Source organism: Roseateles sp. P5_E4, from assembly GCF_054049255.1.
This window is the reverse complement of sequence record NZ_JBFUMS010000013.1, coordinates 146,252-171,999: the sequence shown is the minus strand read 5'-3', so window position 1 is coordinate 171,999 and position 25,748 is coordinate 146,252. Positions and strand designations below refer to the sequence as shown.

The 25,748-nt window shown below is 67.1% G+C and carries 23 protein-coding genes; 7 read left to right on the top strand and 16 right to left on the bottom strand.

Annotated features, from left to right (window positions below; translation table 11 throughout):
* Positions 1–196 precede the first annotated feature (196 nt).
* The 8 genes from ACXJLH_RS23525 to kduD all read right to left on the bottom strand — a co-directional run bounded on the left by ACXJLH_RS23525 (position 197) and on the right by kduD (position 8,069).
* Entirely contained in the window at positions 197–1,084 is an 888-nt protein-coding gene (locus ACXJLH_RS23525; protein WP_457446615.1) for an SDR family oxidoreductase, read from the bottom strand.
* 11 nt (positions 1,085–1,095) lie between these two features.
* Positions 1,096–1,611: a GNAT family N-acetyltransferase gene (locus ACXJLH_RS23520; RefSeq protein ID WP_457446613.1), complete on the bottom strand. Its 516-nt coding sequence runs from the start codon at positions 1,609–1,611 to the stop codon at positions 1,096–1,098.
* A complete protein-coding gene (locus ACXJLH_RS23515) occupies positions 1,611–2,630 on the bottom strand; it encodes an NADP-dependent oxidoreductase (protein WP_457446612.1) in 1,020 nt (339 codons plus the stop codon). Before ACXJLH_RS23515 ends, ACXJLH_RS23520 begins: the two co-directional genes overlap by 1 nt.
* Positions 2,631–2,720: 90 nt before the next feature.
* A complete protein-coding gene (gene kdgR, locus ACXJLH_RS23510; protein ID WP_457321418.1) occupies positions 2,721–3,527 on the bottom strand; it encodes a DNA-binding transcriptional regulator KdgR in 807 nt (268 codons plus the stop codon).
* Positions 3,528–3,572: 45 nt separating this feature from the next.
* A complete protein-coding gene (locus ACXJLH_RS23505) occupies positions 3,573–4,832 on the bottom strand; it encodes a pectate lyase family protein (RefSeq protein WP_457446610.1) in 1,260 nt (419 codons plus the stop codon).
* Entirely contained in the window at positions 4,829–5,914 is a 1,086-nt protein-coding gene (locus ACXJLH_RS23500; RefSeq protein ID WP_457446608.1) for a pectinesterase family protein, read from the bottom strand. The genes ACXJLH_RS23505 and ACXJLH_RS23500 overlap by 4 nt, the downstream gene beginning before the upstream one ends.
* Positions 5,911–7,080, bottom strand: coding sequence for an oligogalacturonate lyase family protein (locus tag ACXJLH_RS23495; protein WP_457446606.1), 1,170 nt, complete (start codon positions 7,078–7,080; stop codon positions 5,911–5,913). The genes ACXJLH_RS23500 and ACXJLH_RS23495 overlap by 4 nt, the downstream gene beginning before the upstream one ends.
* Positions 7,081–7,307: 227 nt before the next feature.
* Positions 7,308–8,069 (bottom strand): 2-dehydro-3-deoxy-D-gluconate 5-dehydrogenase KduD, encoded by a 762-nt coding sequence (gene kduD, locus ACXJLH_RS23490; RefSeq protein WP_057300515.1) that lies wholly within the window; start codon positions 8,067–8,069, stop codon positions 7,308–7,310.
* A 424-nt stretch (positions 8,070–8,493) separates the two neighbouring features.
* On the opposite strand from kduD, the gene ACXJLH_RS23485 reads away from it, so the two are divergent.
* The 6 genes from ACXJLH_RS23485 to ACXJLH_RS23460 all read left to right on the top strand — a co-directional run bounded on the left by ACXJLH_RS23485 (position 8,494) and on the right by ACXJLH_RS23460 (position 19,972).
* The gene (locus tag ACXJLH_RS23485) at positions 8,494–11,442 is read left to right on the top strand and encodes a TonB-dependent receptor (protein ID WP_457446604.1); all 2,949 of its coding nucleotides are present in this window, start codon (positions 8,494–8,496) and stop codon (positions 11,440–11,442) included.
* A 137-nt stretch (positions 11,443–11,579) separates the two neighbouring features.
* Positions 11,580–12,146, top strand: a complete 567-nt coding sequence (locus ACXJLH_RS23480) for a PEP-CTERM sorting domain-containing protein (RefSeq protein WP_056197379.1) — start codon at positions 11,580–11,582, stop codon at positions 12,144–12,146.
* Positions 12,143–14,950, top strand: coding sequence for a pectinesterase family protein (locus ACXJLH_RS23475; RefSeq protein ID WP_457446603.1), 2,808 nt, complete (start codon positions 12,143–12,145; stop codon positions 14,948–14,950). The genes ACXJLH_RS23480 and ACXJLH_RS23475 overlap by 4 nt, the downstream gene beginning before the upstream one ends.
* Before the next feature lie 32 nt (positions 14,951–14,982).
* Positions 14,983–17,874: a TonB-dependent receptor domain-containing protein gene (locus tag ACXJLH_RS23470; protein WP_457446601.1), complete on the top strand. Its 2,892-nt coding sequence runs from the start codon at positions 14,983–14,985 to the stop codon at positions 17,872–17,874.
* Positions 17,875–17,876: 2 nt separating this feature from the next.
* On the top strand, positions 17,877–19,217 hold the full coding sequence (locus ACXJLH_RS23465; RefSeq protein WP_457446599.1) for a pectate lyase family protein: 1,341 nt from the start codon (positions 17,877–17,879) through the stop codon (positions 19,215–19,217).
* Complete coding sequence (locus ACXJLH_RS23460) at positions 19,214–19,972, top strand: rhamnogalacturonan acetylesterase (RefSeq protein ID WP_457446598.1); 759 nt, start codon at positions 19,214–19,216, stop codon at positions 19,970–19,972. Before ACXJLH_RS23465 ends, ACXJLH_RS23460 begins: the two co-directional genes overlap by 4 nt.
* Before the next feature lies 1 nt (position 19,973).
* Here the strand turns inward: ACXJLH_RS23460 and ACXJLH_RS23455 are convergent, their stop codons facing one another.
* From ACXJLH_RS23455 to ACXJLH_RS23425, 7 genes are all read right to left on the bottom strand, one after another.
* A complete protein-coding gene (locus ACXJLH_RS23455) occupies positions 19,974–20,300 on the bottom strand; it encodes a cupin domain-containing protein (RefSeq protein ID WP_457446596.1) in 327 nt (108 codons plus the stop codon).
* Positions 20,301–20,327: 27 nt separating this feature from the next.
* A complete protein-coding gene (cutA, locus tag ACXJLH_RS23450; RefSeq protein WP_457446595.1) occupies positions 20,328–20,642 on the bottom strand; it encodes a divalent-cation tolerance protein CutA in 315 nt (104 codons plus the stop codon).
* 5 nt (positions 20,643–20,647) lie between these two features.
* Positions 20,648–21,064, bottom strand: coding sequence for a GFA family protein (locus ACXJLH_RS23445; RefSeq protein WP_457446594.1), 417 nt, complete (start codon positions 21,062–21,064; stop codon positions 20,648–20,650).
* Complete coding sequence (locus ACXJLH_RS23440) at positions 21,064–21,378, bottom strand: hypothetical protein (protein ID WP_457446592.1); 315 nt, start codon at positions 21,376–21,378, stop codon at positions 21,064–21,066. Before ACXJLH_RS23440 ends, ACXJLH_RS23445 begins: the two co-directional genes overlap by 1 nt.
* A gap of 79 nt (positions 21,379–21,457) precedes the next feature.
* A complete protein-coding gene (locus ACXJLH_RS23435) occupies positions 21,458–22,003 on the bottom strand; it encodes an NADPH-dependent FMN reductase (protein WP_457446590.1) in 546 nt (181 codons plus the stop codon).
* Positions 22,000–22,374: a hypothetical protein gene (locus tag ACXJLH_RS23430; RefSeq protein ID WP_457446588.1), complete on the bottom strand. Its 375-nt coding sequence runs from the start codon at positions 22,372–22,374 to the stop codon at positions 22,000–22,002. Before ACXJLH_RS23430 ends, ACXJLH_RS23435 begins: the two co-directional genes overlap by 4 nt.
* Positions 22,375–22,562: 188 nt before the next feature.
* On the bottom strand, positions 22,563–23,651 hold the full coding sequence (locus tag ACXJLH_RS23425) for a dienelactone hydrolase family protein (RefSeq protein WP_457446586.1): 1,089 nt from the start codon (positions 23,649–23,651) through the stop codon (positions 22,563–22,565).
* A gap of 47 nt (positions 23,652–23,698) precedes the next feature.
* On the opposite strand from ACXJLH_RS23425, the gene ACXJLH_RS23420 reads away from it, so the two are divergent.
* Positions 23,699–24,466 carry a substrate-binding periplasmic protein gene (locus ACXJLH_RS23420; RefSeq protein WP_457325595.1) on the top strand — a complete coding sequence of 256 codons (768 nt, stop codon included), beginning with the start codon at positions 23,699–23,701 and terminating at the stop codon, positions 24,464–24,466.
* On the opposite strand, the gene ACXJLH_RS23415 is transcribed toward ACXJLH_RS23420, so the two are convergent.
* Positions 24,463–25,740: a TRAP transporter large permease gene (locus ACXJLH_RS23415; protein WP_457446692.1), complete on the bottom strand. Its 1,278-nt coding sequence runs from the start codon at positions 25,738–25,740 to the stop codon at positions 24,463–24,465. The two genes, ACXJLH_RS23420 and ACXJLH_RS23415, sit on opposite strands and share 4 nt — an antisense overlap.
* Between the last annotated feature and the right edge of the window lie 8 nt (positions 25,741–25,748).

The window sequence follows — 25,748 nt, the reverse complement described above, 5'->3', positions numbered from 1 at the left end:
AAGCAAGTATCCCATTTACAGATGCTTTGGGACCTGCCGTCAACCCTGGGCTGAACCGGTCGCAGGTGGCCTGAACTTCTCGTTCCCCCATGCACTGAGCCCTGCCGGCTGGGGCCGGCAGGGCTCAGTGCAGCTGCAGTCGCTGCGCAAGGGGGCCCGCGAGGCCGACGCGATGGTCAGGCCCCGCTGGGCGGGCTCAATCGGCGCGCAGCTTGGCGCGCAGGCCGGCGCCGATCTCGGGCCGATCGAGGAAGGGATCGGTCGGGTTGCGCAGCAGCATGACGTCCTCCAGCCGCGTCTGTACGCCGGCCAGGGCCTGCGGGTGGCTGAAGATGTAGAACTTGTTGTGGTCGATGGCGTCGAACACCATGGCCGCCACATCGGCCGCGGTCAGCTTGCCCGAGGACACAGCCTTGTCGCTCTGGGCCTGGGAAATCATCTGGCTCTTGGTCGGCTTGCTCGCCGCGAACTCGCCGGGGCGGTTGCGGTGGCTCTGGCTGATGCCGGTGGGCACGAAGAAGGGGCAGAGCACCGAGGCATGGATCTGGTCGGTCACCAGGGACAGGTCCTGGTACAGCGTCTCGGACAGCGACACGACGGCGTGCTTGGACACGTTGTAGACACCCATGTTCGGCGGGTTCAGCATCCCAGCCATGGAGGCGGTGTTGACGACGTGGCCCGAGTAGCCCGGGTCGGCCTTGGCCGCAGCCAGCATCATGGGCGTGAACAGGCGCACGCCATGCACGACGCCCATCACGTTGACACCCATGACCCATTCCCAGTCGGCCAGGGAGTTCTCCCAGATCAGGCCGCCCGAGCCGACGCCGGCGTTGTTGAAGACGAAGTGGGGTGCGCCGAAGCGTTCCTGCACGGCCGCAGCCAGTGCTTCCATCTGATCGGCCTTGGCCACGTCGACGACCCGGGCCAGCACCTCGACGTCCTTGAACTCGGAGGCGGCCTTGTCCAACGCATCGGCCTGCACGTCGACGAGGACGAGGTTCATGCCGCGCCGGGCGGCGAGGCGGGCGGTTTCCAGGCCGAAGCCGGAACCGGCGCCGGTGATGACTGCGGTTTTCTTGGTCATGTTCAGGTCTCCTAAGAAGGCGAAGGGCCGCCCCGAGGCTTCTTAACCCCCTCGGGGGGCTGAGGCGCTTGCGCCGATTGGGGGCTACGTTTCTGCATCTCTTGGTGAGCGATGCCGTCTTCCATGTATTGCTCGCCAATGGGCGAGAAGCCGAAGCTTGCGTAGAAGCGCTCCAGGTGCGCCTGCGCATGCAGCGTGATCGACTGGCCGGGCCACAACTGCTCGCACTGCGCGACGGCTTCGGCCATCAGCGCGCGGCCCATGCCACCACTGCGTGCCGCGGGCGATGTGACGACGCGGCCGATGAGGGCGTCGGGCGCCTTCAGTCCCGGTGGGATCAGCCGCGCATAGGCCTTGAGCTGGCCGTCATCGCCGTGACCAAGCAGATGCCAGGTCTTGGCGTCGAGGCCGTCGATGTCAAGGAACACGCAGTTCTGCTCGACGACAAAGACCTCGGAGCGCAGGGCCAGCACACTGTAGAGCTGCTGCACGCTCAGTTCGTCAAAGCGCAGGCAGGTCCAGCGCATCAGATCAACTTGACGAGCTGCTTGCCGAAGTTCTTGCCCTTGAGCAGGCCGATGAAAGCCTCGGGCGCGCTGGCGATGCCTTCGGCAATCGACTCGCGGAACTTGAGCTTGCCCGTGGCGACCATCGTGCCCAGTTCCTTCAGCGCCTCGGGCCAGACTTCCATGTGCTCGGACACGATGAAGCCTTCGACTTTCATGCGGTTGACGAGGATGAGCTGGGGCGCCGCCATCGGGATGGGCTGGCCGTCGTAGCCGGAAATCATGCCGCACATCGCGATGCGGCTGAAGGCGTTGGCGCGCAGCAGGACGGCGTCCAGGATCATGCCGCCGACGTTTTCGAAATAGCCGTCGATGCCGTTCGGGCACTCGGCCTTCAGCGCGGCAGACAGCGAGCGCACGTCGGGGTGCTGCTTGTAGTCGATGCAGGCATCAAAGCCCAGTTCCTCGACGACATAGCGGCACTTGTCGGCGCCGCCGGCGAGGCCCACCGCGCGGGCGCCGCGCGCCTTGGCGAGCTGGCCGACCACACTGCCGACCGCACCGCTGGCGGCGCTGACGACGACGGTTTCACCGGCCTTCACGTTGATGATCTTCGTCAGGCCATACCAGGCCGTCACGCCGGGCATGCCGACCGAGCCCAGGTAGGCGGACAGGGGGATGTGGGCGGTGTCGACCTTGTTCAGCACGCCGCGCTGGGTGGCGTCGACGGTCTGGAATTCCTGCCAACCGCCCATGCCGACGACCTTGTCGCCGACGGCGAAATTGGCGTTTTTCGACTCGACCACTTCGCCGACGGTGCCGCCGATCATGACTTCATCGAGCGGCTGCGAGGCCGCATAGCTCTTGCTCTCGTTCATGCGCCCGCGCATGTAGGGATCGAGGCTGAGGAAGTGGTTGCGCACGCGCACCTGGCCCTCGGTCAGCGCGGTGAGCGGCGCTTCGACGAGGCGGAAGTTGGCGGGCGTGACCTCGCCCTTGGGGCGGGAGGCGAGGACGATCTGGCGGTTGATGGGGCTCATGGGGCTGCTGGTTCACACGACAGCCGCCATTGAAGCACCCCGGGGGAGGCCCCTGCGTCCCAGGCGCGACAACGCTTTAGAGCGGTCGACTCACGGTGCGATCGTGATCGGGTAGCTGGTGCAACCCAGCTTTTCGGAGATGTCCTTGCTGGCCGTCTGCAGCATCCTGACGACCTCGGGCGCCTTCTCGACATCGAAGCGGAAGGTCGGGAAGGACACGCTCATGCCGGCGATGGGCTGGCCGAGGCGGTCGAAGATGGGCACGCCCAGGCAGCGGATGTGATCGTCGAACTCTTCGCGGTCTTCACCGAACCCCTGCTTCTTGACCTGCTCCAGCTCGGCCAGGAAGGCCGGGCGTTCCGTGATGGTCTTGTCGCGAAAGCGCTTGAACTCGGCACCGTCGAGGATGCGGTCGCGGCGCTCGGGGTGTTCCCAGGCCATCAGCACCTTGCCGATGGCCGTGCAGTGCAGCGGCGCGCGGCGGCCGATGCGCGAGTACATGCCCAGCATGTGGCGCGAATCGACCTTGTGGATGTAGATGATCTCGCTGTCGATGAGGCTGCCCAGGTGGACGGTCTCGCCAGTGGCGTCGGCCAGCATCTGCATGTGGTGCTTGGACAGGTCCACGAGTTCGGGCGAGGGCAGGGCCTTGGCGCCGATCTCGAACATGCGCATGGCCAGGCCGTAGCGCTCGCTGTCGGCTTCCTGGCGCACATAGCCCAGGCCCTTCATCGTCTGCAGGAAACGGTAGACCGTGGCCTTGGGCATGGCCAGGCGCACCGACAGGTCGGTGATACCGATGTCACTGCGCTCACCCAGGGCGTTCAGGATCGCGAACACCTTGAGTACCGCGGCAACCGACTCCGGCTGCTTGGAATCAGCAATGTCGTCGTCCATCGTTTCGATTCTTTCGGGTGCGTGTTTCAGTAGCCGGATTCTGACTCAGGCGCGGCGCGGCCCGACGCCTGCGCGGATTTGCTCAACCAATTGATCGGGACGGGCCGGGCGCAGGGCCGCCGCGTCGTAGGACTCGTCGGGGCGCCAGCCGACGTCAGCGGACAAGGTCTCGCCGGGGTGCGTGGCTGCCCAAGCGGCCAGGATGTCCACCGGTTGGCCGTTGAGCCGGCTTTCACGGTCGGTGAAGGCGCTGCCCTTGAGGCGGCGGATCAATCGGTCGGCCTTGATCTCGGGCGGCAACTCCCAGCGGTTGTGCTCGCTGTACAGGCGCGAGCGGATGCCCAYGCCCAGGGAGTAGCCAAAGTCCTCGGCGCGCTCGGCGCTGAAGAGGTTGGCGACGACATGCACGCGGCCAAAGCGAACCCGCGGCGTGCGCTCCTTGCAGGCGTGGAAGTGGTTGTGATGCAGCGTGACGCGCAGCAGGCCGTCATCCGTGATGCGGCCGTCGCTGTTGCCGATCAGCATGGTCTTGTCGTGGGCCTGGAAGCGGCACCAGGACACGGTGACGAGATCGCTGCCGTTGGTGATGTCCAGCAAGCCGTCGTGGTGCTGCACGCGCTGGCCCAGGCGGATGGGCTCGAGCTTGTCGGGGTGGTTGCCGTCGTCGAACAGGCAGTGGTCCACCCAGACGCGGTCGGCACCGCGCAGCGACAGCGCGTCGTACTCCGAGTTCCACTCGCCGTGCACGTTGTCGCGCGGCTCCCAGGCGGGGAAGTGGTCGTACGCGTCGGAGAAGCGCAGGTCGCGGATGACGATGTTGCTGACCTTGTCCAGCAGCACCATGCCGTGCTGGAAGCCGGCGCCAGGTGCGGCACCGAGCAGCGTCGTGTTGGACGGCAGGTGCACGACGGACACCTCGGCCTGGCGCTTCTCGGAACGCTTGCGGGCGTCCTCCAGCGGCCCCCTGGGGTCGTCGCGGCCCCAGGTGGCGGGGTCGAACGCGCGGTCGAAGGCGTCGAAGTTGAACTCGGGATCGCGGAATGCCTCGACGCCGCCGGGGCAGAGGTCGATCAGCTTGTGGATGCGGATGATCTTGGGCTTGTCGCCCAGGCGAAGCGCGGCATCCAGGCCGGCGCGATCGTGAACGTCGAAGACATGCTCGGGAATGGCTCTGGCCCCGCCGGTCGTGCCGCCGGCGCCCGCCCAACCCAGAGGCGCTTCAACGGGTGCATGGGGCGCGCTGGCGCAACCGCCCAGAGCAGAGAGGCCGGCGAGAGCCAGCAGGTGGCGGCGTTGAAAGCTCATTGATTGTTGAACTCGAAAAGACGGTTGCCGGCGGCGTCGAAGGGTCGGCGCGAGGTGCTGGCCGACCAGGGGCCGATGTGGGTGCCGATCTCGCTGTCGCGCACGACGGCCGCGCCATTGGGGCTGGTGCCGGCCACCCAGGTGCCAGCCTTGACACCCGCATCCCAGGCACGACCGATGGATGTGGCGCCGGGCGCGATGCCGGGCTCGCCGACCAAGCGGCTGTGCGTGATCAGAAACCCCTGGGTCACGTCGGGCGCCGTGCTGGGCGCCAGGACGATGCCGCCGTGCCCAGGCGTGCGGCGGTTGGCGCGGCTGAGGATGGTGCTGTGTTCGATGACGAGCACGGCGTTGCCGAAGATGAAGTCCACGTCGCCGGCGATCAGGCTGTGGCGGATCAGCTGGCGGGCTGGCGCGTCAGGCGTGCGGCGCTTGGCGTAGAGCGTGTCCTGGTGGCCCAGCAGGCGCACGCCTTCGAGCTGGATGCGGTCGCCCATCAGCGTCAGCGCCACGGCCTGCGCACCGCCGCTTTCGCCCACGCCCGGCGGGTAGGCCTCGCCACGGCGCACGCCGTCCATTGCGTCGTTGGCAATGGTCAGCGAAATGAGCTGAACGTCGTTGCTCTGCACCAGCATGCTGGTGCTGCCGCTGGTGCCGATGGTGGCCTTGCCGAGTTCGGGCCAGCAGGGGTGGGCGGGCTCGTTCTCGCCCTTGGGCTTGCCGGAGAAGCGGCTGTCGACGAGTACGACGGCGCTGGCGTCCAGCGCCGAGCCGACGAGGGCCAGCGGCGCCTTGTCCTTGATGCAGACGGGACCGCGGTAAGTGCCGGGCTGGATATGGATGACCCAGCGCTTGGCCCCTTCAGCGGGCACCTTGTCGATGGCGGCTTGCACCGACTCACCCGGCTTGACGACGAAGTCAGGCGCCGTCGCGGTGAGGTCGGCCAGCGGCCCCGGCTTCCAGTCGCCGAGGTAGGCCGCCGCGGTGTGCGCGGCGGCCTGCTCGGCCGGCAGCTGAGGGCGTGCTTGCCCCTGAGCTGCCGTTACGGCAAGCGATGCGGCCAAGGCCAGCGCGAGCTTCACAGGTCGGCCAGGTAGAGGGCCGGCTCGACGCCGCTGGCGCGCTCCTTGTCGCAGCTGAACAGCACCTGCTTGTTGTCCGGCGTGAAGCTCGGGTGCGGATGCGTGACCTGGCGGTCGTCCTTGTAGACGTCCCAGCCGCTGTCGTGCCGCGCGATGGGGCGGGTCGTGCCGGCTTTCAGGTCGAACAGGTGCAGATACGGGTCGCCCACCAGCATCGCATTGCTGGCCGTGCTGTCATGGCTGACCTTGCCCACGCCGTCGCCGACGATCAGCGTGCCGTCGTAGTTGCTCATCAGGTGCGAGCACTGCGGCATGGCCGTCAGCAGCTTGTTCTCGAGAGTGACGGGGTCGAGGCTGTAGATCCAGCGCTCGGGCGACTTCTCGTTGTAGCTGACGTAGATCATGGCGCTGCCGTCCGGCACCCAGAACTCGTGCGTGCAGCTCTCGCCGTCGAGATGTTCCTTGCCGCAGCGGCGGTTCGTGCCGTTCTCGTCGATGAACCACATGCGCGCGTCGATGAGGTCGTGCGGGCCTTCGTGGCAGTAGGCGACGGTGTTGTCATCGAACGGGCGGTATTGCGGGTGGCCCAGCCAGCCGCGCTGCTCAAGGATGACGGTGCGTTTACCGGTCGCCAGGTCGACGCTGAACAGCCGGCACAGCGGCCGCTTGTGGAACATCTCGTTGAACTTCTGCCAGGTGTTCAACGGGAACCAGTCGTCAGCTGATATCTCGATGCCGACGATCTTTGTGCAGGCGCTGTTGCTGACCCAGGTGCCATAGCCCACCCAGGCGTCGGGCACGACGTACAGGACCTCCTCTTCCAACGTGGCGAGCTCCAGGCGGATGAACTGGCGCTTGTCACGCACGAAGTAGAGGTGCTTGTCATCGGGGCTCAGGAAGCCGCCGAAGGTGTTCTCGCCCATGCCGTCGGTGAGCTGGACGCAGCGCTGGGTGTCGAGATCCAGCAGGTGGTAGTTCCAGTTCGGGCTCGGGTTGGGGCCGAACTCGCCGCCGAAGATCAGCTGGCGGCCATCGTTCGTGAAGCACTTCTGATAGAAGTAGTTGCGATGGCAGGTCACGTCCGGCGGCGTCAGCCGCGTGACCCGCGCACCGGTGTCGGGATCCTCGCGGGTGAGGAATTCAAACTTGCGTTCGGTGGATTTCATGGCGTGATCCTTTTTTGGGCCGAGCGCTGGGCCGCTCCCGAGCCGGCCCCTCTGGCGATGTGCTTGCCGGTCGATCCGGCAAGCATCGCCGTCCCCTCGGGGGCTGAGGCCGGACACGGCAAGTCCAGTGGACCTGTTGTGCCTGCCGAAGCGCTGCGGCGCTAGACGCAGCGCGGTCCCAGACCAGACTCGCTCGCGTGCAGCGATGCGAGGCTGGGCGAGGGGTTTTACCTGGCCAGCCAGCCGCCGTCCACGGCAATGGTGTAGCCGTTGACATAGTCCGAAGCCTGCGAAGCCAGGAACACGACCGGGCCGGCCAGATCCTCCGGCTTGCCCCAGCGGCCGGCCGGGATGCGGTCGAGGATGGCGCTGTTGCGCTGCTCGTCGGCGCGCAGCGCGGCGGTGTTGTTGGTGGCCATGTAGCCCGGCGCGATGGCGTTCACATTGATGCCGTGCGAGGCCCACTCGTTGGCCATCAGCCGCGTGATGCCCATGACGCCACTCTTGCTGGCCGTGTACGAGGGCACGCGCACGCCGCCCTGGAAGCTCAGCATCGAGGCGATGTTGATGATCTTGCCACCGCTGCCCTGGGCCAGGTAGACCTTGGCCACCGCCTGCGACAGGAAGAACACCGACTTCAGGTTCAAGTCCATCACGTCGTCCCAGTCGGCCTCCGAGAACTTGATGGCGTCTTCGCGGCGAATGATGCCGGCGTTGTTGACCAGGATGTGCACCGCGCCCGTGAAGGTCCTGGCCTGGGCGACCAGGTCGGAAATGGCGCTCACGTCGGACAGGTTGGCACGCATGTCCAGGAAGCGGCGCCCGAGCTTTTCCACGCCTGCCTTGGTCTCATCCGGGTCGGACACGTTGACGCCGACGATGTCGGCGCCGGCTTGGGCGAGCGCCAGCGCCATGCCCTGGCCCAGGCCGGTATTGCAGCCGGTGACGATGGCCGTCTTGCCGGCCAGGTTGAAGTTGTTGAGCACCATGTTTTGTTGCGTCCGTTCAGCGCGAGGGTCGTGGCCAAGGTGGTTCAGCTTGTTGAAACGCAGTTCCACTTTTTCCGATGCCACGACTTTAGGCAGCGCGCAAGTGTTGCGGAATCATGGTTTCTAATTAGTGAACCGATGTTCCGATTTTCGCATCTTCCACCTATCATCGTCCACAACGAACCTCGAAGACCCCAGCAATGAGCCCCTGTTTACCCATGACGGGCCCGCGCTGATCGACAAGTTTTGCCCTCGCCGCGACAACGACCTGTAGTCACGACGAAAGAACCGGCGCTCGCACTACAGCGTCGCCGGCCTTGGAAATCAACGGGTGCCCTGCGTGCGCCCGGGTTCCCAGCCTTGCATAACCCGAGAGCCGCCGGCGCGACACAGCGCCCAGGCGGCCTGCACCAGGAGACACCACATGCCCGCCGTTCGCCCTTTCCGTCGTCCGTCCCAGCGCCTGGCCTTGCGCCCGGTGGCCCTGGCCGTCACTTTCATCGCCGCGCCCGTCTGGGCCCAGACCGCGCCGGCCGCCTCTGCGCAACTGGAGACGGTCACCGTCACCGGCATCCGCGCCTCGCTGGAGAGCGCGCTGAACGCCAAGCGCCAGGACAAGGGCATCGTCGATGTCATCAAGGCCGAGGACATGGGCAAGTTCCCGGACACCAACCTGGCCGAATCGCTGCAGCGCATCCCGGGCGTCGTCATCGACCGTGACGCCGGCGAAGGCCGCAACATCACCGTGCGCGGCCTGGGCGGCGACTTCGCCCGCACCCGCATCAACGGCATCGAGGCCCTGGCCACCACCGGCGGCACCGACAGCTCCGGCGGCGCCAACCGCACCCGCGCTTTCGACTTCAACGTCTTCGCCGCCGACCTCTTCAACTCGCTGACCGTGCGCAAGAGCAGTTCGGCCGACGTGGATGAAGGGTCACTTGGCGCCACCATCGACCTGCAGACGGCCCGCCCCTTCGACCTGAACAAGTTCGCGGCCGCCGTGTCCGTCAAGGGCACCTACAACGATCTGTCCGGCAAGGCCACGCCCAAGGCCTCCTTCCTGATTTCCAACACCTTTGCCGACAAGAAGATCGGCGTGCTGCTGTCGGGCGCCTATTCCAAGCGCAAGGTCTATGAAGAGGGTTTCAGCACCGTGCGCTGGGATAACGGCCCGTCCAGCGGCAACGCCTTCAGCGGCTGGTGCCCGCCCCAGGGCGTGACGGCCAACCTGCCGACCGGCTCCACCGCCACCACCTGCGGCCCCGCCGCCCAGGGCGTGGCCCGCCTGCCCAACACGCCGGAGAACCTGGCCGCCTACAACGAGGCCAGCAAGGCGACCAGTTTCCACCCGCGCCTGCCGCGCTACGGCCGCCTCACGCACGACCAGGAGCGTCTGGGCATGACCGGCGCCATCCAGCTGCGTCCGGCCGAAAGCATGTTGATCACCTTCGACATGCTGTACAGCAAGCTGGAGGCAACCCGCCAGGAAGACTTCCTGGAGGCCATCTCCTTCAGCCGCGCGCTGTCGGCCGGCGGCAAGCAGCAGACCAGCGTCGTCGAGGCGCAGTACGCGCCCAGCGGCCAGATGCTCTACGGCAAGTTCAACGGCGTCGACGTGCGCGCCGAGTCGCGCTTCGACAAGCTCAGCACCGAATTCACGCAGCCCTCGCTGACCGTCGAGCAGGACATCACCGACACCCTCAAGCTGACCCTGCGCGGCGGTCGTGCCACGTCCCGCTTCCGCAACCCCATCCAGACCACGACGACGCTGGATGCGCCCAACGTGAACGGCTATGTGTTCGACGCCCGCGGCGACGACCGCGCGCCGCTGCTCGGCTACGGCAACCTCAACCCCAGCGACGCCAACGGTGGCCTGAAGATCTACGGCGTGCCCGTCGGCTCGACCAGCATCGCCAACTTCACGCCCAGCGAAATCCGCATCCGTCCCAACGGCGTGACCAACCGCCAGGACGTGCTGACAGCCGACGTGGCCTGGGAGGTCATCCCTGACGTGCTGACGCTCAAGGGCGGCGCCAGCTACAAGCAGTTCAAGTTCACCAGCTACGACATCCGCCGCACCGTCGAGACGATGAACACGCTGCCGGCCAACGTGATCCCGGCCAGCCTCGTGACGACGCTGACGGGCTTTGGCAAGGGCCAGAACCTGCCCAATGGCTCGATCACCTCCTGGGTCATCCCCAACCTGGACGCCATCGCCCAGGCCTATGACATCTATTGCAACTGCCTGAAGACCGGCCCCGCCGGCGGCCCGGGCGACTACACGCTGACCTCTATCACCAACGGCAGCGCCCGTGGCGGCAACCGGGCCATCTCGGAGACCGACACCGGCACCTGGTTCATGGCCGACTTCGAGACCCGCCTGGGCGGCATGGCCGTGCGCGGCAACCTCGGCACGCGCTACGTCAAGACGGCCATCGTCGCCAGCGGCTACCTGGCCACGGGCGGCGGCAGCCCCGTCACCGCCACCCGCGATTACACGGACTGGCTGCCCTCGGCCAACATCGCGGTGAACCTGACCAAGGACCTGATCCTGCGCGCCGCGGCCGCCAAGGTCATGTCGCGCCCGCCGCTGCAGAACCTGAACCCGGGCGGCACGCTGAGCACGACAGGCACGCTGAGCTACACCGGCGGCAATCCGGCGCTGGAGCCCTTCCGCGCCACGACCTTCGACCTCAGCGGCGAGTGGTACCACTCCAAGAACGGTTTCATCGGCCTGGGTGTGTTCCAGAAGGACATCAAGAGCTATGTGCTGACGGTGGGCCGCAACGTGGCCTACAAGGACACCGGCCTGCCGATGTCGCTGCTGCCGAGCAACTTCACCGGCGACGAAATCTTCCTGGTCAGCGCGCCGGTCAACAGCCCGGGCGGCAAGCTCACCGGCTTCGAGATCAACGTGCAGCAGCCCTTCACTTTCCTGCCGGGCTGGGGCAAGAACTTCGGCGTGCTGGCCAACTACACGCAGGTCAAGTCCAAGATGGACTATGTGCTCTCCGCCTCGGTCGGGGCGGCCACCGTCTCGGAAGACCTGGTCAACCTGTCGCCGCGCTCCTGGAACCTGTCCGTCTACTACGACGACGGCACCTTCAGCGGCCGCGTGTCGACCTCGGCCCGCTCGGCCTTCCTGACCACCATCCCGGCCGGCAACAACCAGGACGTGGCAGGCAAGAACAAGACCTTCAACGTCGACCTGTCGATGGGCTATCAGTTCAACAAGCAGCTGCAGCTGACGTTTGAAGCGACCAACCTGACCAACCAGCCCAACGACCAGTTCATCTCCCGCGCGATGAACAACGTCGTCGTCAACAACTACACCGGCCGCGAGTTCATCGTCGGTGGCCGCTACAAGTTCTAAGGCGGACATGGCCTAGAGAAAGCAAAGGGCGCAGACCTACGTCTGTGCCCTTTTTCGCTTGCGGGACCCTGCAGGTCTCCTGATCCCGAAGACGTGTCGATCGCCCCGCGGCGAGCCCGACCACACGGAGACAAATCATGAAGACCCACAGGACCCTGGTGGTCGCAGCCGCTGCATGGCTGATCGCCACCGTCGCCCAGGCCGCCAACAGCCTGCCCGCCGGCACCCTCATCACCGGCCAGGTCAGTGGCGCCAGCACGATGGTGCTGGGCCTGGACCACGGCTTCACCGAGGAGGCGGGCAGCAACATCACGGCGCTGGCTGCCACCGACCTCGAGTTCCTGACTGGCGACGCGGCGGTGGGTATTGACTTCTTCAGCGACGGCCATGTGCAGGTCTGGAACAACACCGGCGCCACCGGCCTGACCGGCAGCTACAGCTTCACCTTCAGCTTCGCGGGCTTGAGCGCGCCCATCACCGGCTTCACGCCGCTGGACATGACGGGTGTTGCCGGCGGCACCGTCAGCCTGCAATTGGTGGATGAGCACACCGTCAGCCTGACGCTGAACAACGTCAGCTTCGCGAGCGAGTTCGGCAGCTTCACGACACAGATCGCCGTCAGCGCCGTGCCGGAGCCTGGCAGCCTGGCGCTGCTGGCCGCAGGCCTCGGTGTCGTGGCCCTGCGCAGGAGGGTCGTCGCATGAAAGCCCTCAAGCACCTGGGCATTGCCGCGCTGCTGGCCCTGAGCCTGCCGGCCCATGCCGTTGATGCCGCGCAACAGACCGCACCCAGCGATGGTTGGGGAGCCGGCACCGTCGGCGGCAGCGCCGCCACCCCCGAGCACATCTACACCGTGCACAACCGCGCCGAGCTGCTGAACGCGCTGGCCAATGGCGGCAACGCGGCCAAGATCATCAAAGTGGCCGGCACCATCGACATGACCGAGGGCACGCCCTTCGCCAGCACCGCCGACCAGAAGGTGAGGGCGCGCGTGCGCCTGACCAGCAACACCACGCTGATCGGTGAGGGCCCGGGCGCCGGCTTCGTCAATGCCTGGATAGACATCACCAGCGTCAGCCAGGTCATCGTGCGCAACCTGCACCTGGTGGCGCCCTGTGACGTCGGCCCGATCTGGGACCCCACCGACGGCGCGCTGGGCAACTGGAACTCCGCCTACGACGCCATCGGCATCGTCACGGCCACGCAGGTCTGGATCGACCGCAACACCATCACCGACGCGCCCGTCACCGATGACACGCTGCCCGTCGAGAACGGCAAGACCAAGCAGTGTCACGACGGTGCCATCGACATCACCAAGGGCGCCGACCTGATCACGGTCTCCTACAACCTCGTCACGGCGCATGACAAGAGCATGCTGATCGGTGGCTCCGACAGCCTGACCAGCGACGCCGGCAAGCTGCGCGTCACCATCGCCAACAACGTCTTCAACGGCGTGGTGCAGCGCGTGCCACGCGTGCGCTTCGGCCAGGTCCACGTCTTCAACAACTACTTTGTCGGCAGCAAGACGGCCAACTCCTATCCGCACAGCTACAGCGTCGGCGTGGGCAAGGCGAGCAATGTGCTGTCGCACAGCAATGTGTTCGCCATCGACGGCGCGACCGGCTGTGACAGCGTCGTCGTCTATGCCAGCTCCGACCACACGGGCGTGTTCCAGGACAGCGGCTCCACCATCAACGGTGYCGCTTTAGGCGCCTGCAGCGTCCAGGCCGGCGCTGCCTTTGTGCCCGGTTATGCCTACAAGCCGCGGCCCGCGGCCCTGGTCAAAGCCAACAACCTGGCCCTGGCGGGCGCCTGGAAGATCTCGACGCAGATCAGCGGCAGCGGCAACGTCAGCGAGGTGGGCGGCACGAAGGCGCCTGCCGCGAACGAGACCAACGTCCACACCGACACCCGCCTGTCTCTGTCCTTCGATGCGCCGCCCGCCATCGGCACGGCGGGCAAGGTCAATGTCTACCGCACGAGCGACGACGTGCTGGTGGACAGCATCGACCTGAGCACCGCGCCTTCGGCCAGCGATACGCAGACGGTGCTGGCCCGCACCAACCTCGAGATCGACGCGCTGGGTCTCGGCGTCATGCCCGACGGCGCCACGTTCGCGCGCTATGTCTGGTACCGGCCCCTCAGCGTCAGCGGAGCCAAGGCCTCGGTCAAGCTGCACAGCAACAAGCTGGATTTCGCCACGACCTACTACGTGACGATGGACGCTTCGGTGCTGTCCGGCACCATCAAGGGCGCTGCCTTCGCCGGGATAGCCAAGGCCGACAACTGGAAGTTCACGACGCGTGCTGCGCCGGTCAGCTTCACGAACCTGAACGTCGACGACGGTGGCACAACGGCCGACTTCCGCACGCTGCAGGGCGCGCTGAACTGGGTCATGAAGAACTGCTCGACGAACAGCCCGGCCGCCAACGGCTGCAACACCGTCGCGACGCCCAAGGTCATCCACCTGGCCAACGGCAGCTACCCCGAGCTGAACATCCTGCGCAAGGTGTCCAACCTCAGCATCGTCGGCGAGAGCCGTGATGGTGTGGTGGTGGGCGACGTCAACTTCGAGTCGCTGAACTCGGGCAGCGGCGCGAGCTCCGCCACGGCCGGTACCGCGCTCAGCACTTCGGGCAAGACGCTGGGCCATCGCGTGCTCGGCGGCGGCCGTTCCTCCCTGCTGGTGGAGACGTCAGACCTGCTGACGCTGCAGAACTTCACGCTGCAGAACCCGCATGTGCGCAGCACGAGCTGGGACAACCAGGCCGAGGCCATCTACTTCAACACCAGCACGACGGCTGCGGCCGCGCGCTTCGTGGCCAAGCAGATGAACTTCCTGAGCCAGCAGGACACGCTGCAGCTCAAGGGCTACAACTGGATCTACCAGTCCCTGGTCGCCGGCAACGTCGACTTCATCTGGGGCAGCGTGATGGCCAGCCTGTTCGAGGACTGCGAAATCCGCTCGGTGGCCGACACGTCCAGCGGCTCGGCCGGTTTCATCCTACAGTCGCGCGCCACCGCGGGCGACAAGGGCTTCGTCTTTCTGAACAGCCGGTTGACCGCCGAGCCTGCGGTGAGCCAGGCCTATCTCGCCCGCAGCGGCGGCACGACCGCAACGGCCTATATCGACCACATCGCCTTCGTGAACACCAAGATGGGCTCGCACATCCTGCCCGCCGGCTGGTGCGTGGGCACGGGCACCAGCAAGACCGGTGTGGGCACGGGCAGTTGCGGCAGCAACCCGCCGTCCTGGGCCGGCACGACCGACGGCGGCGCCACCGACACGGTAGGCTGGCGCGAGTTCGGCAGCATGGACCTCAACGGCGCGCCGCTGGATGTCAGCGCGCGGCTCGGCGTGGCCTCGGTCAAGGTCGCCAATATGCCGACCAATGTCGTGCTGGCCAAGCCGCTCGGCTCGGCCACGGGCCTGACGACCCGCGCCGAGATCTTCCAGAACTCGACCATCGCCACCGGCGCGCCCGGCGGCTGGGTGCCGGCACCTTGACTCTTCCAGAAAAGAAGCACCACGGAGACACGATGAACATGAAGAACCCGCACGCCCGCCTGACCCTGTGCGCCAGCGCCGTGTTGAGCCTGATAGCCACGGCCCACGCGCAGACCGCCGATGCCCCCGCGACGCTGGAGCGCATCCAGATCACCGGCTCCTCCATCAAGCGCCTGGCCGGCGAGACGGCACTGCCGGTCTCGGTGATCAAGTCCGAGGAGCTCGAAGCCCGCGGCCACACCGAGCTCAAGGACCTGGTGCTGGAGATGCCGCAGTCGCTGTCCCTGGGCACCAACAGCGGTGCCGCAGGCCCGATGCTCAATCTGCGCGGCCTGGGGCCGATGCGCACGCTGACCCTGCTGAACGGCCGGCGCATGGCCAACGAGCCGCTGCAGGACCAGTACGTCTCCGTCAACGTCATCCCGCGCATGGCCCTGGACCGCGCCGAGACGCTGCGTGACGGTGCCTCGTCCATCTACGGCTCCGACGCCATCGGCGGCGTGCAGAACTTCTACACCTTCAACAGCTTCAAGGGTGCGCGGGTGAAGGCCGAGTGGAACCAGCCCGAGCACTCCGGCGGCGGCGAGACCAAGGCCATCGGCGCCATCGTCGGCGCGGGCGACCTCAACGCCGATGGCTGGAACGCCTACTTGTCGCTGGACCATCAGCGCAAGTCGGCGCTGTTCAAGATCGACCGGCCCGAGCTGTATGACTACTCGGTGCTGTCGGCCATGGGCCTGGGCCTGCTGCCCGACAACAAGAACCCCAGCCCGATCGCCAACTTCGGCTTCGCAACCGGCGCCAATTCCAACTACAACCCTGCCTTTGCGAACGGCTGCGCGGCGCCGTACTCGCTGCCGACTCTCGGCGCCGGCAGCGTCGCCACGCCGGCCACTTACTCGAACGCCGGTTGCTACCGCAACCCCAACTACTACGACGCTGTCACCGATGGCAGCGAGATCACCAACGTCTTCGGCAAGCTGAGCTGGAAGATCAACAACGACCACTCGCTGGCGCTGGAAGGCCTGCACTCCAAGTTCAATGTGCAGAAGTACCGCGGCATGCAGGTGCCCGCCGGCACGGCCCCGGCCACCACCTACAGCATGCCGGCCACCAGCCGCTTCTACCCTGGCAAGGGCATCACGTCGGCCGTCAAGGTGGTGGGCAGCAACACCGGTGCCAACTCGCCGGCGATGTTCATCGACGCCAGCAAGACGCCCGGCACGGTCACCGACCTGAACATGAACAACCGGACGATCTACTTCGTCTGGGGCCCGGCAGAGCTCGGCTCGGCCTACCGCAACGACGAGCAGACCAACGACCGCCTGGTGCTCAGCGCCGAGGGCACGGTGGCTGGCTTTGACTACCGCGTGGGCCTGAACTACGGCCGGTCGCTGCGCGACACCCGCGCCGGCGCCGGCTACATCCTCTACTCCAAGGCGCAGGAGGGCTTCACCAAGGGCATCCTGAATCCCTTCGGCCTGCAGGACGAAGCCGGCCTCGAATACCTGCGCAGCATCGAGGCGAGCGACTACAGCTACCGCGTCAACCGCGCCTACAACCGCAGCGTGGACGTGACGCTGACGCGCTCGCTGATGGACCTGGCCGGTGGCCCGCTGATGCTGGCCGTGACCGGCGAAGTGCGCCGCGACTCGGCCAAGGTCGAGGCTGCACCGCTGGACTACGTGGCCAAGAACGCCAACGGCAGCTATGCGATCGACGCCTTCGGCAATGTCAGCAAGCACGACCTCGTCGGCGAGACGCCCACCGGCGTGGCACGCGACCTCGGCCGCAACATCAAGTCGGCGGTCATCGAAGTGGACGCGCCCGTCACCAGGCGGCTGAGCTTCAACGCCGCGGTGCGCTCCGACACCTACAGCGACCTGAAGACGACGACGGTCAACCCCAAGCTGTCGGCCCGCTACCAGGCGCTGGACGAGTTGGTGCTGCGCGCCTCGGCCAACACGGGGTTCCGGGCGCCGTCCATCATGGACATCCAGAACCCGACGCCCGAGGTTCGCACGCAGATGATGGACGACCCGGTGCTGTGCCCGAGCGCGACGCCCACCATCACCAACACCGGCAACCCGGTCAACGGCTTCACGCGCGACCAGGTCTGCAACCAGACCATGAGCTACTGGACCAAGTCCCCGGACAACAGCTTCCTCAAGCCGGAGAAGTCCAAGGGCTGGACGCTGGGCCTGGCGCTGGAGCCGACCAAGGGCCTGCTGATGACGGCGGACTACTGGGGCATCAGGCTGACCGACATGTTGGGCGCCGTGGCCATCGCCGAGGTGCAGCAGCAGCCGGCCAAGTACGCGACCAACATCATCCGCAAGGCCGACGGCACCATCGACTACATCATCGCCAGCCAGGCCAACCGCGGCGACACCAGCATCCGCGGGCTGGACCTGTCCATGATGTACCGCGTCGCCACGCCCATCGGCCAGGCCAGCTTCATGCTGGACGGCACCTACTACGAGAGCTACCGCTTCAGCGCCGAGAAGAACGGCGAGGTGCTGAGCAATGTCGGCATCATCACCAACGACGCACGCTACGGTGGCGCCGGCGTCAACTCGGGCCTGGCCGGCATGCCCCAGATCAACCCGCGCTGGAAGCACACCGCCTCGGTGGGCCTGCGCAACGGCCCGTGGTCGGGCCTGGTCTCGGTGCGCTACAACACCGCGCTGACCGACATCACGCCGCGCGCCGGCTCGACGGTGAACCGCGTCGGCCCCTACAGCCAGTACGGCGCCAGCCTGGCCTACTCGGGCTTCAAGGGGCTCAAGCTCAGCCTGGCGGTCAACAACATCACCAACGCGACGCCGCCGATCACGGCCAACAGCCTCTACGTCGGCTACATCACCAGCATGGCCGACGTGCTGGGTCGGGCGTACAAGGTCACCGCCGACTACAGCTTCTGAGCATGAGGCATCTTCATTCTCCGGGCCGTCGCGGCCTGCTGGCCGGTGCTGGCGGCCTGGGTCTCATGGCTTGGCTGCCTTCGGCCGTTGCGCAGGCCCCGGCCTCGGCGGGCATCGTCACCCGCGGCTGGACCGAGACCCAGGGCGGCCGCGGTGGCCGCGTCATCACAGTCACGACGCTCGCGCCTGCGGGCCCCGGCAGCCTGAAGGAGGCGATCGAGGCCAGCGGCCCGCGCATCGTCGTCTTCGAGGTCGGCGGCGTCATCGACATGGGCGGCCAGCCGCTCAAGATCACGCAGCCCTTCCTGACGCTGGCCGGCCAGACGGCGCCCGACCCTGGCGTCACCGTCATCAAGGCCGAGACGACGATCTCGACCCACGACGTCGTCATCCAGCACCTGAGCTTTCGCCCCGGTGAATTCGGCCGGCCCAAGAAGGGCGGCGGCGACCAGGACGGCATCTCCACGCTGGGCGGGGCGCATGACGTCATCGTCGACCACTGCAGCTTCTCTTGGGCGACGGACGAGAACCTCTCGGCCAGCGGCCCGCGCTTCGAGGGCAAGACGGTGGAGGACTGGCGCAAGGGCACGTCGCACCGCATCACCTACAGCCACAACCTCATCTACGAGGGGCTGGGCAACTCGGTTCACGAGAAGGGCGAACACAGCAAGGGTTCGCTGATCCACGACAACACCAGCGGCGTGCTGATCTACGCCAACGTCTATGCCTCCAACCGCCAGCGCAACGCCTTGTTCAAGGGCGGCGCGCAGGGGGCGATGGTCAACAACTACGTCTTCAACCCGGGCGATCGCGCCGTGCACTACAACCTGCTCGCCAACGAGTGGGAAGGCCAGCCATGGCAGGTCGGCCGGCTGACGCTGGTGGGCAATGCGATGCGCTACGGCCCGAGCACGGTGGCCGGCACGGCCTTCTTCATGCTGCTGGGCCAGGGTGACCTGGAGCTCTACATGGCCGACAACATCGCTCACGACACGCAGGGTGCTCCGGCGCCGCTGCTTGGCCGCAATGCGGCGACGACGGCGAAGTTGGTCGTCGCCAGCCAAGCCTATCTGCCGCCGAATCTCCCGCCGCTGCGCCCGGCGGCGGCCCTGGCGCGCGAGCTGCCCGCCCTCGTCGGTGCACGACCGTGGGCGCGCGACCCGCTGGATGTGAAGCTGCTGGCCGACATGGCGCAAGGCAAGGGCAAGCTGATCGACTCCGAGGTCGAGAACGCGTTGGGCTATCCGCGCCATGCGCCAACGCGGCGCGCTTTCAAGCCAGAGGATTGGAACCTCGACGACATGAGTCCCAAGGCTGGTTGGCCAGACCTCGCAAAGCCATGAAGCTGTCTCCCCTGTTCCTCGCTCTGCTGCTGGCTGGCAGCGCTGCCGCGCAGACGCCGGCTTCATCGCCGGCTTCCGCACCGCGCGGCGAGACCACCGCCAATGTCGCCACCGGCCCACGCCTCATCCTTGTCGGCGACTCGACGATGGCACCGCGCAGCGGCTACGGCAATGCGCTGTGCGCGCGTTTCCAGCAGGTCGCCTGCGTCAACCTCGCGCGCGGCGGCCGCTCCAGCATGAGCTTCCGTGCCGAGGGCCTGTGGTCCACGGTGCTGGCCCTGCTGAACGAGGGCGGCCCCAGCAAGCAAAAGACCCTGGTGCTGATCCAGTTCGGCCACAACGACCAGCCCGGCAAGCCCGGCCGCTCGACCGACCTTGCCACCGAGTTCGGACCCAATATGGCGGGCTATGTGAAGGACGTGAAGGCGGCCGGCGCCGAGGTGATGCTCGTCACGCCGCTGACGCGGCGCACCTTCAGGGACGGAGAGCTTGGCAACGACTTGCGCCCCTGGGCAGAGGCCGTCATCAAGGTCGCGGCGGAACAGGGCGTGCCGGTGCTCGATCTGAACGCCATCAGCCACGCTTCGGTCGCCGCCATGGGCCAGCCGGCCGCCGACACGCTGGCCGAAGCACCGCCGCGCTTCGATCGCACCCACCTGGGCCCCAAGGGCGCGGCGCTGTTCTCGGAGCAGGTGATGGAGGGGCTGTTGAAACTCAGGCCGGAGCTGGCCACGGCGCGCACGCTCGAGAGGTGAGTCAGGGCAGCACGACGGTCACGAGAGCCATGGCGTCCTCGAGCGCCAGCACGTCGTGCACGGCCTCTCGGTCCAGGTAGAGCAACTGGCCTGCCTGCAACTGATGGCGGCCGGCGTCGGTCGTCACGGCCAATGCGCCAGAGATGCACTGGATGGTGATCTCGTGCGCCACCTTGTGCGGCGGCAGCGCCTTGCCGGCGGGCAGCACGAGACGCATGACTTCCAGGTCGAGCGACTTGAACAGCGCCACCGTCCGCGCCCCATCGGGGTCGTCAGCGCTGGGGCGGATGTCGATGGCTTGACCGGGCGTGGCATGCGGGATGGCCATGGCAGCGAGTATGCGCCTCGTGCGAATTCAGGCTGACAGCGATTCGCGCAGCCAGGCCAGGTACTCGGGCGTCGCGCCGACCACAGGCAGCGCAAAGAGCGCTGGCAGCTCGTAAGGGTGCTGCTCAAGTAGCAGCGCCTCAAGTGCCGGATAGCGTGCGCGGCTGGTCTTGAACATCAGTCGGACCTCGGGCTCACAGGTGACCTCGTCATGCCAGCGGTAGGTGCTGCGGACGGCTTCCGTCTGCACACAGGCAGCGAGGCGCTGCTCGATGGCCGCACGGGCCAGTGTGTCGGCCTGGTCTTGATTGGCCACGGTTGTGAAGACGGCCAGCATGTCCATGCGCTTCAGTGCTCCGGCAGGGTCTCGTGCTCGGTAAGCGGAGTCGCCAGTTTGGCCCATGGCGGGCGCTGACCGGCGAACAGCACGGCCGTGGGCGAGAACAGGGCGGGATCGCCGAGGCTGCCGACATAGATGGTGACCATCTCGGGTGCCGACTCTGGCGTGCCGAAAAGCAGGCTGCCGCAGTCCGAGCAGAAGTTGCGCACCGCGGCCAAGCCGCTGCCGCCGGTGATGCGCGACTGCTTCACGACGCCGGTGTACGAGAAGGACGGCTTGGGGACACCCAGCACCGGCACGCCACCGCTGCCGGAGGCACGCTGGCAGTCGCGACAGTGGCAGACGACCGAGAATAGGACAGGGCCGGTGGATTCGTAACGGACGCCACCACAGAGGCAGCGGCCGGTCAGCCGGACACTTTCCATCACTTCTTCGCTGCCGGCCTGTGGATCATCGTCCGCTGGAACCATGCCTCGTTCATCCGTGCCAGGAATTGCGCATTGATCGGAAAGCCGCAGCCGTCACCCAGCACGGCTTCGGAGCCGCAATGCGGGCACATGGCGGTCTGCTCGTTGATGGCCTTGGGATCGTCGATGTTCTGCACCGTCAGGCCGGTCCAGCCGACGATGTCATCGGGCTTGAAGATCCCGACACAGTTGCAGCAACCGCATACCTTGCTGGCCTCGATCTGGGCGTAGTTGTTGGTCGTGTAGCGGTAGGCGGCGAGCAGTTCGTTCATGGCAGGTCCGAGGACAGGTTTGAGCTGGAGTGTGGCGCCGCAGCGCCTGATTCGCCATCGCGCTTGTATGGATCCGCTTTCAAAGATCGGCCGCCGGCGCCACTGATGGGTGCGGCGCGCCTTGCAGCGCCACCAGCGAAGCGTGGATGGCCTCGGCGACCCAGGGCATCTCGGCCATGGCTGCCTCGTCGATGCCCGATCCGAGCAAGGAAATGCTGATTGACGCCGCCTCGACGATGACGGCCGACATCGTCCTCAGTGTCTCCTTCAGCGCCGCGTCGGCGTGATGCGCCCGTGGCGACGCATTGAGCACGGCGACCGGCTTGCCCACAAAAGGCTCGAAGCTGACCAGCCAGTCCAGCAGGTTCTTGATGGCGCCGGTGACGCCGTGGGCGTACTCCGGGCTGGCGATCAGCAGCGCATCCGCCGCGGCGACCTGGGCACGCAGCTGGGCGACGCTGGGCGGCAGGTTCGCCTCCAGGTCCGGGTTGAAGAGCGGAAGCTCGCCCACCAATGTGCACACGCTGACCTCCATATCTGGCGGCGCCCGGCGCTGGGCCGTGCGCAGCAGCGCGGCGTTGATGGAGGCGGTGCGCAGGCTGCCGCAAACCGCCAGAACTCTCACGACGCGCTGTCGCGCTTCTTCATGGCGCGCCGACCGGCCATGACAGCGAGCACGGCCAAGGCGAGGGCGTAGCCGGCCACTTCGAGCTTGGCGAACTGCCGGGTGGCCACGAGCGTGCCCACCACGAACACGGCGCAGGCGAAGAACAGGGCCGCGATGACAAACCACAGCCCGGGCGTCAACAGCGAGCCGTGTCGATTGGGCCGATTGAAGCTCATGCGACCGCCCACCGAGACAAAGAAGGCCGACAGGGTTCCGATGACCGCGCAGAAGATCAAGGCCGGGGTCAGCGTCGCGCCGCCGCGCGCCACCAGCGTGAATGTGCTGAAGGCAAGGAGCACCGCGAGCGTGATGCCCAGGAACAGGGTCACGGCACCGATGGCGCGCTGGACCCACAGGCCGCCGGGTTGATCGGCAATCGGGATTTGAGGGTTGTGGGATGCACGCATTCAATGCCCGCGGTTGTGGTGGAAGGACTATGCCAACAAAGTCAGGGTCGGCCGGATGTTGCCGAGGTGAAAACTCGCCTTGTCGGGCCGCGCCCGGGCCGTGCTGTCCGTCAATGGCGCTGACTTGCCAGCCATGTCGCCGCCGCCCGCTGCTGCTCGACGTCGAACAGGTGCCCACCGGGCGTGGCGCGCGTCTGCAAGCCGGCCCCTCGTCCCCAAGCCCGACCCAATCGTCCCCAAGCCTGCTGCACCGCATCCCACGGAAACAGCTTGTCGTCCGGCGATCCGAACAGCATCAACGGCCTCGGCGCAATCAGCGCTGCCACATCCGGATGATCCAGCTCCGCCGCCAGCCCCGGATGGGCCATGCTGAAGGCGGACTGCCCCACCAGGGTGTGCTCTCCCGGCCGCAGCAGCCCTTCGCGCGTACACATCCAGTGCGCGGCGACGCAGGCCGACACCTCCTCGCAGACGGCCGCCAGCTGCCAGGCGCGGAATGCGCCCATCGAGAAGCCCAGCACCGCGACGCGTTTGCCATCCACTTCGGGCCGCTCGCGCAGCCAGCGGTGCGAGCGCAGGTCGTCGCTGGCGATGAGGCCGGCCCAGCTGTGGCCGAGCTGCATCAGGTGGCTGGCCAGCGCCTGCTGGTCGTCGCGCGCCAGGCCGGGGCGGCTGCGGTCGCCCCAGCCCAATGCGTCAATGGCCAGCACGGCAAAGCCGGCTTCAACCAAGGTGTCGCCGACGAAGCTGGCGCCGTAATAGCGCTGGACCCAAGCTTGGGCCGACGGGTTGGGCTGGAGCGGTCGGATCAGCTTTTCCTTGCCGATGTCGAAACGCGCACCGTGGTCGTGCATGACGACGACGGCGGGATGTGGGCCGGCGCCCTTGGGGCGCAGATAGAGCGCCGGTACGCGGTCGCCGAGTGCGCCGCGCAGCGTCAGCGCCTGGGCCGTGTGGCTGCCGCGGTCTTGCTCGCCGAGCACTTCAGTCGCGAAGTCGTTTCCGTCGTCACCCGGCTGCAGGATCAGCCGACGGGCGTTGGCCAGGGCTTCGGCGCGCCAGCCGGGGCCGGGGCGCCAGGCCAGGCGCGGCCGCCAGCGGCGCTGCAGGCCCGCCAGCGTCTCGTCGAGGACTTCGGCACGGGCGAACACCGGCCACGTGGCCAGTGCAGCAAACAGTTGGCGACGTGCAAGGTTCATGGTCGCCAGGGGCTGCCAAGCAGGCGGCGCTGTGAGAGAGTCGGGCGATGCACCTGCGCCGCCGCGATGCCTGTCTGCTGCTCCTGACCCTGCCTGATGCGATGGCGTGGGCCGACGACAGGGCGCCGCTGCGGATCGGCTGGAGTGACTACCCGCCCTTCCAGAGCAAGGGCGCTTCCGGCAACCCGCAGGGCCTGGACGTGGAACTGCTGGAGTTGATGGCCCAGGCTTGCGGCGAGCATCTGCAATGGTCGCGCCGGCCCTGGGCGCGGCAGGTCCCGGACATCGCCCAAGGCGAACTGGACCTGATGTCCTCGGCCACGCACACGCCGGAGCGGCTGGCGTTTGGCGACTTCACGCTGGCCTACCGCAACGAGCGGGTGGCGTTGATGGGGCTGGCGGGCGCAGCGAATCGGCCGCGCCGGCTGGCCGACCTGAAGGGCCGCGCGGTCAAGATCGGCATGATCCGCGGCGTGTCCTTTCCGCTGGCCGTGCGCCGCGAGCTGGAGGACCCGGAGCTGGCGGGCCAGCTGGTGCCGCTGCATGCCAATGACCTGACGCTGTCGGCCCTGCGCGGGCGGCGCGTGGACTACGTCATCGACGACCCCGCCACGCTGCTCTACCGCGCCGCGCGTGAGCCCGGTGAGGCGGTGGAGGTGGTGCTGGAGTTGGCCGTGAGCCCGGTCCATGTCTACGTCAGCCGGCGCACGCTGGAGCGGCGGCCGGACCTGATGCAGCGCCTCAACCTGGGCCTGCAGCGGGCGCGCCAGCAGCCCGAATGGAACCGCGTGCTGGCGCGCTACCCAGGCTATTAGCCGACCCATCCTGGCAGCGCCATCGACAGCGCGGGGATGTAGGTGACGGCCAGCAGTGTGGCCAGCAGCGCGCCGTAAAAGGGCGCGATCGAACGCATGACCTGCCCCACCGACACGCCACCGATCGCGCAGCCGACGAACTGCGTGCTGCCCACCGGCGGCGTGTTCAGGCCCAGCGCGCAGTTCAGCAGCATGACGACGCCGAACTGCGTCGGGTCCATGCCGGCCTTCATGCAGATGGGCAGGAAGATGGGTGTGCAGATCAGGATGGTGGCCGCCATGTCCAGGAAGGTGCCGAGCACGAAGAGCAGCACGTTCACCCACAGGAAGATCGCCCACGGTCGGTTGCCGCTGAGTTGCTCCAGCCATTCACCGGTCTTCTGCGGCACCTCGTACAACGCCATGAAGTAGCCGAACGCGGCCGAGATGCCGATCAAGAGCAGCACGACGCCCGTCGTCTTGCAGGCCTTGGCGCAGGCCTCCAGGAAGCCGCGGCGGCTCAAGGATTTGTAGGCCAGCCCAGTGACGATCAGCGCCCAGCAGACGGCCGTGGCGGCCGACTCGGTGGCCGTGAACACGCCGCTGAGGATGCCGCCGAGGATGATGACGATGACCAGCAGGCCCGGCAGTGCCGCGACAAAGGCCGAGAACACGGCTCCCCAGCCGGGAAAGGCGCCGTGCGTCGGGTAGCCGCGCTTTACCGCGACGCCATAGGCCGCGGCCAGGTTGGACAGCGTCAGCAGCACCGCCGGGATCAGGCAGGCGAGGATGAGATTGAAGACACTGACCGCCGCAATGCCGGCCGTGGCCAGCACATAGATGATGAGGTTGTGCGAGGTGGGCATCAGCGCACCGACCAGGGCGGCGTGCGTGGTCACGTTGACCGCGTAGTCGGCGTCATAGCCCTCGCGTTTCATCAGCGGGATCATCACCGAGCCCATCGCCGACACATCGGCCAACGGTGAGCCGGCCACGCCGCCGAACAGCGTGCAGCCCAGCACATTGCTCATCCCCAGGCCGCCACGTACATGGCCCACCAGCCGGTTGGCGAAGTTGACGATGCGCTCGGCGATGCCGCCGTGCAACATCAGCTCGCCGGCAAAGATGAAGAACGGGATGGCGAGGAAGGAGAAGACCTGCATGCCGCCCACCATCTTCTGAAAGACGATGGCCATTGGCAGGTCGGCCGCGAGCGCCGTCGCCACGGACGACAGCCCGATGGCAAAGGCCACCGGCACGCCCAAGAGCAGCAGCAGCACGAAGCTGCCGCACATGATCCAGA

Excerpts from the sequence above, each read along its gene's own strand:
- ACXJLH_RS23525 (WP_457446615.1), bottom strand. The coding sequence starts at position 1,084 with ATGACCAAGAAAACCGCAGTCATCACCGGCGCCGGTTCCGGCTTCGGC.
- ACXJLH_RS23520 (WP_457446613.1), bottom strand. The coding sequence starts at position 1,611 with ATGCGCTGGACCTGCCTGCGCTTTGACGAACTGAGCGTGCAGCAGCTC.
- ACXJLH_RS23515 (WP_457446612.1), bottom strand. The coding sequence starts at position 2,630 with ATGAGCCCCATCAACCGCCAGATCGTCCTCGCCTCCCGCCCCAAGGGC.
- kdgR (WP_457321418.1), bottom strand. The coding sequence starts at position 3,527 with ATGGACGACGACATTGCTGATTCCAAGCAGCCGGAGTCGGTTGCCGCG.
- ACXJLH_RS23495 (WP_457446606.1), bottom strand. The coding sequence starts at position 7,080 with ATGAAATCCACCGAACGCAAGTTTGAATTCCTCACCCGCGAGGATCCC.
- kduD (WP_057300515.1), bottom strand. The coding sequence starts at position 8,069 with ATGGTGCTCAACAACTTCAACCTGGCCGGCAAGACGGCCATCGTCACC.
- ACXJLH_RS23485 (WP_457446604.1), top strand. The coding sequence starts at position 8,494 with ATGCCCGCCGTTCGCCCTTTCCGTCGTCCGTCCCAGCGCCTGGCCTTG.
- ACXJLH_RS23480 (WP_056197379.1), top strand. The coding sequence starts at position 11,580 with ATGAAGACCCACAGGACCCTGGTGGTCGCAGCCGCTGCATGGCTGATC.
- ACXJLH_RS23470 (WP_457446601.1), top strand. The coding sequence starts at position 14,983 with ATGAACATGAAGAACCCGCACGCCCGCCTGACCCTGTGCGCCAGCGCC.
- ACXJLH_RS23465 (WP_457446599.1), top strand. The coding sequence starts at position 17,877 with ATGAGGCATCTTCATTCTCCGGGCCGTCGCGGCCTGCTGGCCGGTGCT.
- ACXJLH_RS23460 (WP_457446598.1), top strand. The coding sequence starts at position 19,214 with ATGAAGCTGTCTCCCCTGTTCCTCGCTCTGCTGCTGGCTGGCAGCGCT.
- ACXJLH_RS23455 (WP_457446596.1), bottom strand. The coding sequence starts at position 20,300 with ATGGCCATCCCGCATGCCACGCCCGGTCAAGCCATCGACATCCGCCCC.
- cutA (WP_457446595.1), bottom strand. The coding sequence starts at position 20,642 with ATGGACATGCTGGCCGTCTTCACAACCGTGGCCAATCAAGACCAGGCC.
- ACXJLH_RS23445 (WP_457446594.1), bottom strand. The coding sequence starts at position 21,064 with ATGGAAAGTGTCCGGCTGACCGGCCGCTGCCTCTGTGGTGGCGTCCGT.
- ACXJLH_RS23440 (WP_457446592.1), bottom strand. The coding sequence starts at position 21,378 with ATGAACGAACTGCTCGCCGCCTACCGCTACACGACCAACAACTACGCC.
- ACXJLH_RS23425 (WP_457446586.1), bottom strand. The coding sequence starts at position 23,651 with ATGAACCTTGCACGTCGCCAACTGTTTGCTGCACTGGCCACGTGGCCG.
- ACXJLH_RS23420 (WP_457325595.1), top strand. The coding sequence starts at position 23,699 with ATGCACCTGCGCCGCCGCGATGCCTGTCTGCTGCTCCTGACCCTGCCT.
- ACXJLH_RS23415 (WP_457446692.1), bottom strand. The coding sequence starts at position 25,740 with ATGTGCGGCAGCTTCGTGCTGCTGCTGCTCTTGGGCGTGCCGGTGGCC.